At 50.2% G+C, this 13,946-nt stretch carries 14 protein-coding genes and 1 riboswitch; of the genes, 1 reads left to right on the top strand and 13 read right to left on the bottom strand.

What is annotated here, in order from left to right; translation table 11 throughout:
• Nucleotide 1 precedes the first annotated feature (1 nt).
• The 12 genes from N288_RS01285 to N288_RS01230 all read right to left on the bottom strand — a co-directional run bounded on the left by N288_RS01285 (nucleotide 2) and on the right by N288_RS01230 (nucleotide 11,524).
• Nucleotides 2–583 (bottom strand): cob(I)yrinic acid a,c-diamide adenosyltransferase, encoded by a 582-nt coding sequence (locus N288_RS01285; protein WP_009795745.1) that lies wholly within the window; start codon nucleotides 581–583, stop codon nucleotides 2–4.
• A 19-nt stretch (nucleotides 584–602) separates the two neighbouring features.
• Nucleotides 603–1,031: a bifunctional adenosylcobinamide kinase/adenosylcobinamide-phosphate guanylyltransferase gene (locus N288_RS01280; protein WP_022543243.1), complete on the bottom strand. Its 429-nt coding sequence runs from the start codon at nucleotides 1,029–1,031 to the stop codon at nucleotides 603–605.
• Nucleotides 983–1,615, bottom strand: coding sequence for a histidine phosphatase family protein (locus tag N288_RS01275; protein WP_022543242.1), 633 nt, complete (start codon nucleotides 1,613–1,615; stop codon nucleotides 983–985). Before N288_RS01275 ends, N288_RS01280 begins: the two co-directional genes overlap by 49 nt.
• Nucleotides 1,564–2,355, bottom strand: coding sequence for an adenosylcobinamide-GDP ribazoletransferase (gene cobS, locus N288_RS01270; RefSeq protein WP_009795742.1), 792 nt, complete (start codon nucleotides 2,353–2,355; stop codon nucleotides 1,564–1,566). The genes N288_RS01275 and cobS overlap by 52 nt, the downstream gene beginning before the upstream one ends.
• Nucleotides 2,352–3,857, bottom strand: coding sequence for a cobyric acid synthase (locus N288_RS01265; protein WP_009795741.1), 1,506 nt, complete (start codon nucleotides 3,855–3,857; stop codon nucleotides 2,352–2,354). The genes cobS and N288_RS01265 overlap by 4 nt, the downstream gene beginning before the upstream one ends.
• Nucleotides 3,854–4,432, bottom strand: coding sequence for a bifunctional adenosylcobinamide kinase/adenosylcobinamide-phosphate guanylyltransferase (locus N288_RS01260; RefSeq protein WP_009795740.1), 579 nt, complete (start codon nucleotides 4,430–4,432; stop codon nucleotides 3,854–3,856). The genes N288_RS01265 and N288_RS01260 overlap by 4 nt, the downstream gene beginning before the upstream one ends.
• On the bottom strand, nucleotides 4,411–5,484 hold the full coding sequence (cobD, locus tag N288_RS01255) for a threonine-phosphate decarboxylase CobD (RefSeq protein WP_009795739.1): 1,074 nt from the start codon (nucleotides 5,482–5,484) through the stop codon (nucleotides 4,411–4,413). Before cobD ends, N288_RS01260 begins: the two co-directional genes overlap by 22 nt.
• Nucleotides 5,459–6,424, bottom strand: a complete 966-nt coding sequence (gene cbiB / locus N288_RS01250) for an adenosylcobinamide-phosphate synthase CbiB (protein ID WP_009795738.1) — start codon at nucleotides 6,422–6,424, stop codon at nucleotides 5,459–5,461. Before cbiB ends, cobD begins: the two co-directional genes overlap by 26 nt.
• A complete protein-coding gene (locus tag N288_RS01245) occupies nucleotides 6,421–7,884 on the bottom strand; it encodes a heme ABC transporter ATP-binding protein (RefSeq protein WP_009795737.1) in 1,464 nt (487 codons plus the stop codon). Before N288_RS01245 ends, cbiB begins: the two co-directional genes overlap by 4 nt.
• Nucleotides 7,884–8,945: a FecCD family ABC transporter permease gene (locus N288_RS01240; RefSeq protein ID WP_009795736.1), complete on the bottom strand. Its 1,062-nt coding sequence runs from the start codon at nucleotides 8,943–8,945 to the stop codon at nucleotides 7,884–7,886. The genes N288_RS01245 and N288_RS01240 overlap by 1 nt, the downstream gene beginning before the upstream one ends.
• Entirely contained in the window at nucleotides 8,911–9,882 is a 972-nt protein-coding gene (locus N288_RS01235; RefSeq protein WP_022543241.1) for an ABC transporter substrate-binding protein, read from the bottom strand. The genes N288_RS01240 and N288_RS01235 overlap by 35 nt, the downstream gene beginning before the upstream one ends.
• Before the next feature lie 192 nt (nucleotides 9,883–10,074).
• A riboswitch (cobalamin riboswitch) is annotated at nucleotides 10,075–10,257 on the bottom strand.
• Nucleotides 10,258–10,348: 91 nt separating this feature from the next.
• Entirely contained in the window at nucleotides 10,349–11,524 is a 1,176-nt protein-coding gene (locus tag N288_RS01230) for an MFS transporter (RefSeq protein ID WP_009795733.1), read from the bottom strand.
• A gap of 136 nt (nucleotides 11,525–11,660) precedes the next feature.
• Here N288_RS01230 and N288_RS01225 point away from each other — a divergent pair, with 136 nt between their 5' ends.
• Nucleotides 11,661–12,419, top strand: a complete 759-nt coding sequence (locus N288_RS01225) for a TrmB family transcriptional regulator (protein ID WP_009795732.1) — start codon at nucleotides 11,661–11,663, stop codon at nucleotides 12,417–12,419.
• A gap of 697 nt (nucleotides 12,420–13,116) precedes the next feature.
• On the opposite strand, the gene N288_RS01220 is transcribed toward N288_RS01225, so the two are convergent.
• Nucleotides 13,117–13,893 carry a hypothetical protein gene (locus tag N288_RS01220; RefSeq protein WP_022543240.1) on the bottom strand — a complete coding sequence of 259 codons (777 nt, stop codon included), beginning with the start codon at nucleotides 13,891–13,893 and terminating at the stop codon, nucleotides 13,117–13,119.
• Nucleotides 13,894–13,946 lie beyond the last annotated feature (53 nt).

Below are 13,946 nucleotides of genomic sequence, written 5' to 3'. Positions count from 1 at the left end.
ATCAGTTCTCCTTGCGCTTTCCGCCGCGGAAAACCTTCGCACTGCGAACATATTCCACATCCTTCACTTGAAGGCGGAAATTAATCACCCTCGCCAATGCGAAGAAGTAGTCAGAGAGGCGGTTCATATACTGCAGGCAAACTTCCGGAACCTTCTCTTCTGTTTTGATGAGTGTGACGATGAGCCGCTCTGCCCTTCTGGATACCGTCCTTGCTATATGGATGGAAGCAGAAGGCTTTGAACCTCCAGGGAGGATGAAGCGTTCTAGCTCGGGCGCCTCTTCAATGAATTCATCGATCCTGCTTTCCAGATAATCGATGGATTCCTGCCCAAGCTTCAGTTCCCTTTTAGCCGACACATTGGCCAGGTCTCCTCCGCAGTCAAACAGCTCATGCTGAATCTTTTCCAGATCATCCAGGACATCCTTGAATACTTCCCCATCCAGCTCAGTCATGGCCTGTCCGACAAAGCAGTTCACCTCATCAACCGTGCCATACGCTTCAACCCGGACATCGTCTTTATCCACCCGGCCGCCAATGATGCTTGTCTGCCCTTTGTCGCCTGTCCTTGTATAAATCCTCATCTTCATTTCCCCTATCTTTTTATTTTAATTTCCGGCTGATGCCATACCAGATCAGATCGACCCTTTCAGCAGCTGCTGCGGCATCCTGGAATATCCACCCGGCGGCATCCCGCCAATCCCGGTCTTCTTTTTCCATCGGTACAATCCCTTTTGTGATATCTGTCCCGATCAGCACCAGTTTTCTTTCCTGCACACCAGCTTCCCAGCGGAGCCAATCATCTAACCGCTCCTTCCACAGGGCTCTTGCCGGATCCTTATCCATTCTCTTTATATCTTCGCGGATCCACTGTTCGATTCCTTCCAGAATGACACAGTCTGTCGCTGCATCAGCAGCTTCAGGCAACCGCACGCCCTTGTAAGCACTATGCCAGGAAGCCTTTTCTTCTGCATACTGCCTCTTCACCCAGGCAGCTTTCCCGTTGAAGCTTCCTCCAATAATAAAGTGCATCTTTCACCCCTCCTGAACCCATTGTCTTCCCAGATAAGTGTGATGGCGCCGGCATGCGGGGCTGTCCACTCCCAGAACGGCCTTTCCTCTGGGGCAAGCATTGTCAACAGCTGCCGGATCACCCCGCCGTGCGTGACGACAGCAGCTTTTGTTCCTTCATGCCGGATCAGGATGGTCCTGACTTTTTCCCAGCCATGCCTGACCCTTTCAGAAAACTGCCCATAATCCTCGCCTTCCGGTATCGGGGCGGTAAAAGGATCATTGAGCCAGGCCTGGTAGGCAGGATCATTCTTCAGCTCTTCATAGACACCGCCTTCCCATTTGCCAAAATTTATTTCCCGCAGCTCCTTCAGCTTGAGAGCATCTCCTCCGGGCAAAAGACCGGCAGTCTCGAGGCAGCGTCCCAGATCGCTTGAAAAAATGAAAGGAAATTCAGGCAGGGAGCGGGCCCAGCCTTCAAATCTTCGTTTCTCTTCATGGCATAAGGCAGAGTCTGACCAGCCGAGATAGGCTTTGTGCCTGTTTTGTTCTGTCAGGACATGGCGAAATAATGTAACAGCCACAGTACCATCCATAAAAAGCATTCAGCTCCTTCTGCAGATGCACCCAGCACATCCCCTGTAATTCCGCCAAACCATTTAACCGACTTTACAGCGGCAAACATCAGAAAACCTGCTGCTGCCAACAGCAGAATCGCCGCATGGACTGCAAGGCTGATATCTGCCATAGCATACAACACGAACACCAGCAGCACTGCCGCCGGGTAAAAGGCCAAATCCCTGGCACTGGCAGCTTTTTGAAACATTGCCCCCAGTCCTTCAGGCTTTGCCGGTCGCACCTGCATCAGGAGCACGCCCATGATCTGCTTTCCGAGAAACGGAATCAGGGCAATGAGCCAATATGTCTCCGGCTGTTGCTGAAGCACTATTTCATATATGAACAAAAAGCGTGCGGCAAGAAGCACAATGACTGAAAGGACGCCGAACGCACCTGTGCGGGGATCCTTCATGATTTCGAGCCGCTTCTCCCGATCCTGATAAGAGAAGAAGGCATCGCTCGCATCCATCCAGCCGTCCAGGTGGATTCCTCCTGTCAGGATAATTATGGCAAGCCATAGGGCAAATGCCGAGGCGAGCTGCGAAAACGGGGTCCATTCCAGGAATCCATACAGCACCAGGCTGTAAAAGAGTCCCTGGAGAAGCCCGAGAATTGGAAAAGTGATCACGGCCCTTTTCAAATGGACTTTATCCATCGGTATCTGCATCGGCACCGGAATGCTTGTGAAAAATTGAATGTTGATCAAAAATCCTTTAATGGTTTTCATGTATTTTCATATCCTATAATTTCTTTGATTTTATCCCACTGAAGATGCTGCTTTGCCTCATTGGCGAGTTTCTCAAAGCGTTCGTCCTTCATGTCTCCGATCCGTACAGGCTCCTTTTGCGGCAGGCCTTTTTCCTTCCGGATGCTGCCAAGCCACCTGTTTCTGAAGCCGTCATTATGAAAAACATGATGAAGATAGGTCCCGATGACCTTTCCGCCGCTGCCGCTATAGCCTTCCTCCCGGCCATCTTCCATCAAAAATAAACTCCTGCCTGCATCTATGCCTTTTTTGGCTGTTTGGCCAAGGTGAATCTCATAGCCTTCAACACTGCCGCTGCCAAACCCGGCGGATGCTATGTACGAACCCTTCGCCTGGACGGTTATTTTTTCTCTGAAGAAGGTCGTATCAGCCGCTATGAGGCCCAGCCCCTTTGCTTTCACGCCTATCGTACCGCTGTCGGTCCCTTCAGGATCATACAGCTGCTCCCCTAGCATCTGGTAGCCGCCGCATATTCCGGCAATCCTGCAGCCCTCCCCGGCAAGACGGATAATAGAACGGTCCAGGCCGGCTGCCTTCAAAAACTGCAGATCATGGATTGTACTTTTCGTCCCCGGGATGATGATGGCATCCGGCTTGCCCAGCTCAGCAGCATTTTTCACCCAGCGCACCGACACGTCTTCTTCATAGAGAAACGGTTCAATGTCGCTGTAATTTGATATATACGGCAGCCTGATTACCGCAATATCAATCTTCCCTCCCTGTTTCCTGTAAAAGCTGTCCTCAAGGGAAAGGGAGTCCTCTCCATCAATCATATGGTTATCAAAATGGGGCAGCACGCCAAGAACAGGAATCCCTGTCCGCTCCTCCAGCCAGGAGATGCCGTCCGCAAACAAATCCGGGTCGCCCCTGAACTTATTGATGATCAAACCCTTTACCCGCTCCCTTTCTTCAGTCGTGAGCAGCTCAAGGGTGCCGATGATGCTTGCAAACACGCCTCCACGGTCGATATCCGCTGTCAGGATGACCGGGATGTCAGCCAGATCGGCCACCTTCATGTTGACAAGCTCCCTGTCCTTCAAATTGATTTCCACCGGACTCCCGGCACCTTCTGCAACAATGACATCAAAATCGGCTTCAAGCTTTTTCAATGATTTTTGGATTACATCCAGGCCCTTTTCATAGAAATTCTCACGGTAGCTGCGGCCGGAATAGGTTTGAACTGCCTTTCCAAGCAGGACCACCTCTGAGCTCATATCAGATTTCGGCTTCAGCAGGATCGGGTTCATCCAGACTGTTGCCTCGGTCCTTGCCGCTTCTGCCTGGATGCCCTGCGCCCGGCCGATTTCCCTGCCGTCCGCCGTCGCATAGGAATTATTGGACATATTCTGCGACTTGAACGGCGCCACCCTGAGGCCCTCATTGGACAGCAGTCGGCAGAGAGCAGTAGCGATAAAGCTTTTCCCCACATCTGAAGCCGTTCCCTGTATCATGATGCCTTTCATGGTTTTCTTCCTTTCATAAGAAGCGGTATTCCCGCTTCCACAAGATAAGCCTGGACTGCCATTCCCACAATCCTCTGATGAAGCCGGCCAAGCAGCCTGGCGTATATATGGGACACACTCCCTGTTTCAATCGGTTCATACTTAACTTCATTGCTGACAATGATTAATGCCGCCGCACTCTCTTTAAGAGAGTGGATATCAGTAAGGATCCGCTCCTTGACCGCTTCCTGAAACTCCGGACTCTCCCATCTGCCGCCTGTCCCGAATAATTCATTATTCAACAGAGTGGTCAGGCAGTCCAGAAGCAGCACATCCCGCTTTGTAAAAGCTGCAGACAGCTCCCCTATTCCTGCAGGCTGTTCCCAGGTCCTCCAACCGCTGCCGCTTTCATCCCGCTGCTTTTGATGCAGCAGGATCCGCTCGGCCATTTCTTCATCCGAGCTCTTCCCTGCGGCAATATAATGAAGACGGCCATTGGAGGCGGCAGCTCGGGACTCTGCTGTTTTTTCCGCAAAGGTGCTTTTGCCGCTGCGGACGCCTCCTGTAATGAATATCAGTCCTTCTGACCTTTCCATTCGTCGATCGCCTCCATCAGCTTCTGATTGTCTTCTTTCCCTTTGACGGCAAACCGCAGCCAGCGCCCTGAAAGGCCGGGGAAATTATAGGTATGGCGCGGGACAACCCCTTTTTCCAGCAAAAAGAAGAACAATTTTTCCTGGTCACCCAGCTCCGGGTCACGGAGCAGATAAAAATTGGTTTTCGATTCGGACACGAGCAAGCCTTTGGCCTTGTAGAAGTTAAAGAGCCTGCTTCTTTCTTTTTCCATATAAATTTGTGTTTCCTCTATGTATAGATCTTCATCCAGACAAATCAGCCCTGCCTGCTGGGCAGCGGAGTTGATGCTCCAATGGTACTGAAAGCGGGCCATTCCCCTGATCAGCTCAGGTTCTGCCAGCACATAGCCGAGCCTCAGACCCGGAATGCTGAACATTTTTGTCATGCTGCGAAGAAGCATGAGGTTCTTGTATTCTGAGAGCAGCGGCACGAGAGATTCATAATCCGGCAGAAAATCATAGAAAGCCTCATCTACGATGACGAGTGTTTCGGGACATCCCTCTAATAATGAAACGATTTCTGCACGGCCATAGTATCTGCCTGTCGGATTAGCCGGATTGCAGAGAAACAGGGCATCCGCTTTCCCTCCTGCCTCACAGAGTTTTGCCGTATCAAGTTCCCAGCCTCCTTCTTCCAGCTGAAAATAGCTGATGTCACAATCATTCACTCTGCAGGCCTGTTCATATTCAGAGAAAGCCGGCTGAACAATCATGACTTTTTTTCCGGCCAGAAGCCTTGCTGCCAGACTGATCAGCTCTGATGCCCCGTTCCCGGCCAGTACATACTCTCCGGCGATGCCTTCCTTTTGAGCCAGCCTGGCAGTCAGTTCTGCTGCAAAGGGGTCCGGGTAAACAGGCAGCTCATTGAAAAATGAATGCCAGTCTGCCTTTAACCGTTCTGGCGGCCCCATAGGATTGATATTGGCGCTGAAATCCAGCAGCTCCGATGGCTCCGGCAGCCCAAGTGCCTTAAATAAATGCTGCGGATTAGATCCATGTGACGGCCAATTCAAAGAGCATTCCCCCCAGCCATAAGAATAATAGAAATAATAAAGACGTCCTATTCATAATCTCAATAACCGACAATATATGGCCTTTTTCCAGGACAGCGACAGGGTCGCCCATTCTTGCCCTGTCAGAGACGATCCCTTTATAGTAATTGATGCCCCCGAGCTGCACACCCATCAAGGCAGCAGCTGCCGCTTCTCCCCAGCCGCTGTTCGGGCTCGGGTGCTTCCTGCTGTCCCTGATGAGAATGTTCCATGCTTTCTTAAAGCTGGTATGCTCGGGCTTTTTTCCGAGCAGCATCAGGAGGCCGGTCAGCCGGGCCGGGATAAAGTTCAGCAGATCATCGAGCCGGGCAGAGGCCCAGCCAAACGCAAGATACTTTTCGTTCTTATAGCCTGCCATAGAGTCGCAAGTATTGGCTGCACGATATAAGAGAGCCAGAGGTGCTCCGCCGATGAGCGCCCAAAATAGAGGAGCAGTGATCCCGTCACTCGTATTTTCTGCAACCGTTTCTACTGTTCCTCTTACAATGTCCGGCTCCTCCAGCTTTTCTGTATCACGGCCGACTATATAGGATAGCTTCAGGCGTGCTTCGGGCATGTTGTCTCTATGAAGCGGACCATAGACCTCAAGCGCCGCTTCCTTCAGGCTTTTTTGCGCGATGGTGGTGGAAATGAGGATGGCTTCGATTATGATTCCTGCCAGCGGATGGATGTAATAGCCGGAGTATGTGATGGCACTTGCAGCAAGGAATACAGTACCAAGGACAGCCAGGACCATGATGGCCCCTTTCAGCTTCCGCCTGCCGCCCCGGTTCCATTTTTTATCCAAAAATAGAATAAATGACCCGATCCACCGGACTGGATGGGGCCATTTAGGTGGATCTCCAATAAGCAGATCCAGCAGAAACGCAAGGGTAAGGGCAGCCAGATGATAAACCATCATGATGACACCCTCTTCCGGTATTTGTGGAGCGCTTCAGCTGTACAGTCATATACGGCTTTGCTGATCAGCTTGCCAAGCGGTGTAATCGTTCCTGCAAACTCCAGCCTTTTCCCTGATTGGGCCGCAGCAATCAGGATGCTGTCTGTGCTAGTGCCTGTTGCCAGAGTGCCTGACACCTTATCCTCAACACCATGGTCATGAAGCACCTTCACCTTTGTTTCCGTGGCTGTCATGATGCTTTGAATGAACGCTTCTTCTGTAAGATTTCCGTTGATGAAGATCCATGTGTTGATCGTGCCTGGGGAAAACTCAAAGCTGTGCAGGCCGCTTTGGGAAGCGTCTACAGCATTCCCTGTTCCCGCGGTGACAACTGCAAGGAGAGAAAAACCGTCGGATTCATAGAGCCTGTAGGCAGCGTCGGCCACCTGGACGGCTGTCATCATGCCGACCGTCTCGCCTGGCTCATAGCCCTTTTCCCGCAAATATTCTTTCATTTCTGCCCGGTGGTCACTGCAGTCATAAGTGTTCGGCACCTGGCGGTTAACAAACAGCCTGTGCCAGCCTACCCCGGCTCCTGCCACCCCCGATGACATCGTACGGAGCGGGAAAGGAGAATTTACAAGCACATGGTCTTCATACACCTGGACATCTTTTTCGCCGATAATGGCCGGTTCAGCAGTCAGGTCCCCTGGCAGAATTGCCATCTGCGGGGCAGGGACGGCAGGATGTGCATGCTTCATAATATCCGTCTGATAGACTGTGCGGATCCGGTCCTCATGGAGCACTTCATTCGGGACATCTGCCGCGACAACCTTCCCGTTCTCCATCAAAAGCAGCCTGTCGCAATACAGCGCCGCAAGATTCAGATCATGGAAAATGGAAATAACGGTCATCCCGCATTCCTTCGCCCATATACGCAGCAGGTCAAGCAGCTCTTTCTGGAATGATAGATCCAGATGGTTGGTCGGCTCATCCAGGAGCAGGATCTCAGGTTCCTGGGCAAGGGCCTGGGCAAGGAATACCCTCTGCCTCTCCCCGCCGGAAAGCTCATGGATATAATGGTCCTTGAATCCTGCGACCCGCGTCTGTTCCATCACGCGCTGGACGGTCTTTTCATCCTCTTCAGACCAGGTCTGGAACCACCCCTTCTGATGGGCATACCTGCCTAAAGAAACCGTTTCTTTGACTGTATAAGAAAAAGACTGTGATGAATGCTGCGGCAGCACCGCAATGACCTTTGCCAGCTCTTTCACAGAGAACTCCGTCAAAGGCCTGCCTTTGACAGAAATGCTCCCGCTCTTATAGGAGAGGATGCCGCTCAGCATTTTTAAGAGAGTTGTCTTTCCGCTTCCATTTGGGCCCAGGATGCCGAACAGCTCCCCTTTTTTCACTGAAAAACTGACCTCTTTAATAATGCTTTCGTCTGCGTAGCCGCCGGTCAATCCTTGTATGCTCAGCATCAGACAGCCCTCCTATTTCTTCTTTTCAGCAAAATGAGTGCAAACACAGGCGCTCCGATGATGCTCGTAATGACGCCGATCGGCAGCTCTGTTGGCGAGATGACCGTCCGCGCGACCAGGTCGGCAAGAATCAGGAAGCCTGCGCCGGTCAGCATCGACAAAGGCAGCAGGTGGATATGGTCTGGCCCCCACAGCCGCCTTGTCAGATGCGGGATGACGAGGCCGACAAAGCCGATGGTGCCTGACACCGCGACGGCTGCGCCTGTTAAAATGGAACCAGCCACAAGAACCATCATTTTTCTTCTTTGCACATTTACGCCCAGATGCTGTGCACGCTCTTCTCCAAATGACATGGCATTCAGCTCTTTCGCATTCATCATCAACAGAAGGCTTCCTATAATGAAAAACGGCAGGATGATGCGTATATAAGCCCATCCCCTCATTGAAACGCTTCCCATGATCCAGCCGATGATCTGCCTGAGCTCTTCTCCAGTCAGGGCAATCATGAGCGAAATGAGCGCACCAAGAAAAGAACTGACAATGATACCTGTTAAAATGATAGTTTCCACCTTCATGGCCCTGTCAATTCTTCTTGCAAAAAACAGCACGGCGAATATAGTCAGGAATGAGAAAACCATGCTGAGAATAGGCAGTGTAAAGAGGCCGGCAAACGGGATTGATATTTGAAAAAAAAGCACCAGCACTGCACCGACAGACGCACCGGATGAAACCCCCAGTGTATAAGGATCTGCAAGCGGATTCCGCAAGAGGCCCTGGAAGGCTGCCCCCGCAATGGCGAGGGAAGCTCCTACAAGTCCGGCAAGAATGACCCTGGGCAGGCGGATATTCATCACAATATTGCTGTGCATCGGGTCAACTGAAGCATCAAGCTGAATCGGCAGAAGCTTAGACCCAACTATATTAATGATAGAAGGAATCGGCACAGAGACTGTACCGATTGAAATCCCCACCAGCATGCACAGGACAAGGAAAGCGGCTGCAAGCACATAGGCTGACAGCTTATTCTTACTTAAATACGTCCGGATAGACAGCTTTGGCAAATTCCTCTACTCCTTCAGCAAGCCTTGGGCCGGAGCGGCTTACTGTATCTGAATCCACACTGAACACCTGCTTGTTTTTAACGGCATTTACATCCTGCCAGCCTTCACGGGCGAGCACCTCTGCCACAGCATCTTCATTGCGGTAGCCGGAAGTGGAAATGATCACGTCCGGATTTTCCTTGATGATGGCTTCAGGATCTACCTTTGGCCACCCTTCTTCTTTTACAATATTCTCTGCATTAATCATCGTAAGCATTTCATCCATGAATGTATTTTTCCCAGGCGAATAAATCTCCGGCGCTGGAGACACCTCTACAAACACTTTCTTCTTTTCTGTTACGCCAGCAGCTTTTTCTTTGATTGCCTCTATCTTCTCTTTCATGCCGGCAATCACTTCTTCTGCTTCTTCCTTTGCACCTGAAGCGGTACCGATCATCTCGATCGACTCATATACCTGTTCAAAGCTCTGGGCATCATTGACAACCAGCACAGCGATTCCTGAATCTTTCAGCTGCTGCAATCCTGCAGTTGAATTATGTGCGCTTGAAGCGTGTGCAAGAACCAGGTCTGGAGCAAGGGAGATGATTTTTTCAACATTGAACTCCATTCCGCCGATCTTTTCTTTATCTGCTGTTTCTTCTGGATAATTATCAAAATCAGATACCCCAACCACTTCTTCTCCCAGACCAAGTGCAAACGCTGTTTCCGTGTTGCTTGGAATCAGAGAAACAATCTTCTCCGGCTTTTCTTCAATGACAACTTCTTCACCGGCGGCATCTGTGATTGTAACAGGAAATTCTGCTTTTTCTGTTTCAGTCTCTGTCTGTTCAGTGCTGCTGCCATTGTCCTTTTCAGGCTCTGCCGCTGAATCGCCGCAGCCTGACAGAACACCAGCAGCCAAAAGCATGCTGAATAATAATGAATAAAGCTTTTTCATGGTAAATCCCCCTGTAGAATAAATGTCGCAAAATTCATGCTGCAAAGGTCTTATGCCCAAAACGGGACCAGCATCCTTTGGAACCAAAAAAAGCATCCCCAATAAACATGGAGATGCTTTGCACGGCGTGCGCAGATTCAAAAAAAAAGATTCCAAAAGGCTGCCGTACACCTCCCTATCCTCGTAGGTTTATGGGTGCATAAGAATCAGGCAGGTCTCCTGGCTCATGGTCAATGCTCGCTGCCCCTTCCCATACATCCCGTACAGTGGCTTCTGCAGCTTGCTCCCATTTACAGTGGCGGGACCGCGTTGGAATTTGCACCAACTTCCCTTTTAAGTCTTTCAAAGAAAAACACCTGTTTCTGCATATGTATGAAATTTTCCGCTATCGCCATTATACACTATTTCTTCTTTAAAACTAGCAGAAAAAGGGCCGTCCGGAAGAAGACCGGGCGGGCCCTTTTTGCTAGACGGTCGGGCTGCTGCTTCTTGCCGGCCGCCTGCTCTTCAATCCTGCCATCGAGACAGCGGCAGCGCCAAGCGCGAAGAGGATGAAGACTCCCCCTGCCGAAGCGTTCCACTCGACCGAAGCCTGTTCAATTACAATTCCCCCGATCAGAGACCCAAAGGCAATCCCAAAGTGCAGGGCTGAGTTATTAAGGCTTTGCTGGATATCCGATGTTTCCGGTGAAGACTCTATCAAATAGCTCTGCAATGCCGGTGTGATGGCCCAGCTCAGCATGCTCCAGATAATCATGACCGCAATGAACAGCGGCAGGGAAAAGGCAGTATGCGGAATTGAAAACAGTGCAGCCGCAAACAGCACGATAATGGCTAAGATTGTCGGTTTTGTACCGAAGCGGTCGGCTAGATACCCGCCTGCACCGCCGCCGGCCACCGCGGCAATACCGAACAGCAGATACATGATGCTGACCCAGTTTTCGTCCATTCCCAGGACGGTCTTTAAGAATGGAGTCAGATATCCATAAAGTGTCAGGTGCCCTGCTAAAAAGAGGAACGAGGCCAGTTGGGCGAATAAAATTTTCCTGTTCTTCAGGGCAGCGAACATCTGCCTGATGGATATGGCAGCTTTCGGTTCAATCCGGTCCATGAAAAAGTACACCCCTGCTATCGACAGGCATGTCAGGACAGCAATCATCAGGAATGGTGCCCTCCAGCCAAATTCATTGCCAAGCATAAGCCCGGCCGGAATGCCAAGAACAAGTGAAGCACTTACGCCCATAAACACGATGCCGATCGCCCGTGCGCGATATTTTTCCTGCACTATATTCGATGCGATCGTGATGCACAGCACAACAAGCAAAGATCCGCTTGCCGCTGATATAACCCTTGCCAGAAAAAGAATACTATAACTCGGGCTCAGGAAAGCCAGGATATTTCCTGCAAGGAAAACGAGCAAGGCTATGAGCGTCAGTTTTTTCCTTTCCACTCCCCCGGTTGCTGTCAGCAGAATCGGTGCCGCGACAGCATATACAATCGAAAACACACTGATCAAAAGGCCGGCTTTGCCGATGCTGACATGAAGATCGGCCGCAACCAGATCAATGATTCCTCCTATTATAAGCTCGACCATCCCGACTACAAAGGAAACGATCGTCAAAAGATACACACGTTTATCCATTTTATACACCTCTCAATTAGTTACCACCACAATGGTAACTTTTTATAGGGATAGGTGCAAGTGTTAATTTTCCCAGTGCGATTTAGCGGAAAAGATATGATATTATTAAGAAAAAACTGACTCAGGAGTTCTGTCTATGCTGCAGCAATTCGGGTTTACCCAATATGAAAGCCAAATTTATCAGGCGCTTATTTCAGCGGACCAGCCGCTGGACGCCACAGGAATCGTCAAGCTCTCTGCCGTTCCCCGCTCGAAGGTGTATGAGGTGCTTCACCGCCTGGCAGAGAAAGGCATCATCCTTGAAACGACGGTCGAAAAAAAGCGTTTGTACACCGCCCTTCCCGTTGAATCGGTGATCAGCAGGCTGAAAGCAGATTTCGAAACCAGCGTCCAGGAGCTGCGGGAGGCAGCCGTCAAAAAACCTGTCGCGGATGACCGGGTGTGGACCTTGAAGGATAATCACTCCATCCTCTCCCTGCTGGAGGAAATGCTCGGCAGGGCGGAAAGAAAAATCATCATCTCTGCCTGGGGCGATGATTTGGAGAAGTATGCGGAGCTGCTGGAGGAAAAGCACGAAAGCGGCGTCAGTATCCATGTCCACTCTATCGGAAATATCGAAACAAGCCTCCCGTCCGTCTCGGTCCTGATTCCGGACAAGCATCATGAAACACTCGAAAGAAGCAGGATTGCCATCATCGACGAAGAAGAAATGCTGTTCGCCGGCATGGAAGCCGGCAAATGGAATGCCATCACGACCCGTTCAAGGCCGCTCGTGAAGTTTTTCGCTGAGTTCTTCTACCATGATGTCGCCCTTACCGAAATTACACAGAAATATAAAGATACGATCATGGAGGATAAAGCGGTCCGGGATGTTCTTTTGAAATTGCGGTATTAGGGGCGAGGCGGAGTGCTGGTGCTTTTTGGATAACAGAGGGGATTTGGGGTTCAGATGCTTGCAACGGATCCACTGGCATCCTCTGATTGGAAAAAACTCTTTTAGAGGGTCCTAGTTGTTCTCACTGGCACCCTCTGTTTAGCAAAATCTCTCTTAGACGGCTTTAGTCGCGACCACTAACACCCTCTGTTTAACAAAATCTCTCTTAGACGGCTTTAGTCGCTACCACTAACACCCTCTGTTTAGCAAAATCTCTCTTAGACGGCTTTAGTCGCTACCACTAACACCCTCTGTTTAGCAAAATCTCTCTTAGACGGCTTTAGTCGCTACCACTAACACCCTCTGTTTAGCAAAATTTCTCTTAGACGGCTTTAGTCGCGACCACTAACACCCTCTGTTTAGCAAAATCTCTTCTAGACGGCTCTAGTCTCTATCACTAACACCCTCTGTTCCTCAGAATCCCTCTTAGACGGCTCTAGTCGCGACCACTAACACCCTCTGTTTAGCAAAATCTCTTCTAGACGGCTCTAGTCGTGCCCACTAACACCCTCTGTTCTTCAAAATCTCCTTTAAACGGCTTTAGTCACGATCACTAACACCCTCTATTCTTCAAATACTTTCCAGAAGGCCACACCCACACTCACCAGCACCCCATCGTCCCCTCAAAAAAAAGCCCGGCACGTCTGCCGGGCTTTCCTCATCTCGCATACAGCTTCCATTCCCGTGTTTTTTTATCAAACACAAGCTTGGCTTCACATTTTTCTTTTGCGATGCTTTCGTATTCTTCGTACATGTCGTCCATATTGGCAAAGTCGCCGATCACCCAGATGGGGATTTCAATCCGCGCGCGGTTTTGATCGGTCTGTCTGATGGAGATGACGGCGCCTTCCCTCATCATGTCTTTCATGTAGGAAATGGCTTCTTGCGGCACCGGCGGGAATGAACCTTTCTTCCGCAGGCCAAGAAGTGATTTTTCCGGCTTGATTTCGCTCAGCTTTTCAGGGATCAGCTGGCTCAGCAGGCGGTAAAAATCAGCCATGTCCCGGTAATAGGTTTTGTTATACCAGCCGTCATCATGGGCCAGATACACAAAGCGGTTGCCAAGATAGTTATAAAATGGCGCTTTCAGGTGCTCCTTGAGATGTCCCAGATACAATAACTCTGCAATGGTCTGGCCCGGCAGCTCGTTCAGCCCGTCAAGTTCTTCAAAATCAATCCAGCAGAAGTCGCCATAGTTGTAGACATCATCAGAAAGCAGCTTATTCAGCTTTTCATACGGAACATACTCCAGGAGCGTATGCCGGTTAAATTCCCCATCATCAAATCCATGCTTCAGCAGCAGGAGATTCGCCATTACATCTGACAGTGAACGGGCAAACTCCTCAAATTCAATGCCGTAAGACATTACGTAATTTTCCTGTTCATTTAAGTGGACATATATGAGATCACGCGAGCTGTTATGATTCTTTTTCAATAGCAGAACCTCCGAATAAAAATGAAAAAAGATGATTTCTGAGCCGATGGAGC

This window comes from Bacillus infantis NRRL B-14911 (assembly GCF_000473245.1).
Lineage (GTDB): Bacteria > Bacillota > Bacilli > Bacillales > Cytobacillaceae > Bacillus_AB > Bacillus_AB infantis.
The sequence above is the reverse complement of the archived record's forward strand: the minus strand, read 5'-3'. Positions and strand labels throughout refer to the sequence as shown.

Excerpts from the sequence above, each read along its gene's own strand:
- N288_RS01285 (WP_009795745.1), bottom strand. The coding sequence starts at position 583 with ATGAGGATTTATACAAGGACAGGCGACAAAGGGCAGACAAGCATCATT.
- N288_RS01280 (WP_022543243.1), bottom strand. The coding sequence starts at position 1,031 with ATGCACTTTATTATTGGAGGAAGCTTCAACGGGAAAGCTGCCTGGGTG.
- N288_RS01275 (WP_022543242.1), bottom strand. The coding sequence starts at position 1,615 with ATGCTTTTTATGGATGGTACTGTGGCTGTTACATTATTTCGCCATGTC.
- cobS (WP_009795742.1), bottom strand. The coding sequence starts at position 2,355 with ATGAAAACCATTAAAGGATTTTTGATCAACATTCAATTTTTCACAAGC.
- N288_RS01265 (WP_009795741.1), bottom strand. The coding sequence starts at position 3,857 with ATGAAAGGCATCATGATACAGGGAACGGCTTCAGATGTGGGGAAAAGC.
- N288_RS01260 (WP_009795740.1), bottom strand. The coding sequence starts at position 4,432 with ATGGAAAGGTCAGAAGGACTGATATTCATTACAGGAGGCGTCCGCAGC.
- cbiB (WP_009795738.1), bottom strand. The coding sequence starts at position 6,424 with ATGATGGTTTATCATCTGGCTGCCCTTACCCTTGCGTTTCTGCTGGAT.
- N288_RS01245 (WP_009795737.1), bottom strand. The coding sequence starts at position 7,884 with ATGCTGAGCATACAAGGATTGACCGGCGGCTACGCAGACGAAAGCATT.
- N288_RS01235 (WP_022543241.1), bottom strand. The coding sequence starts at position 9,882 with ATGAAAAAGCTTTATTCATTATTATTCAGCATGCTTTTGGCTGCTGGT.
- N288_RS01230 (WP_009795733.1), bottom strand. The coding sequence starts at position 11,524 with ATGGATAAACGTGTGTATCTTTTGACGATCGTTTCCTTTGTAGTCGGG.
- N288_RS01225 (WP_009795732.1), top strand. The coding sequence starts at position 11,661 with ATGCTGCAGCAATTCGGGTTTACCCAATATGAAAGCCAAATTTATCAG.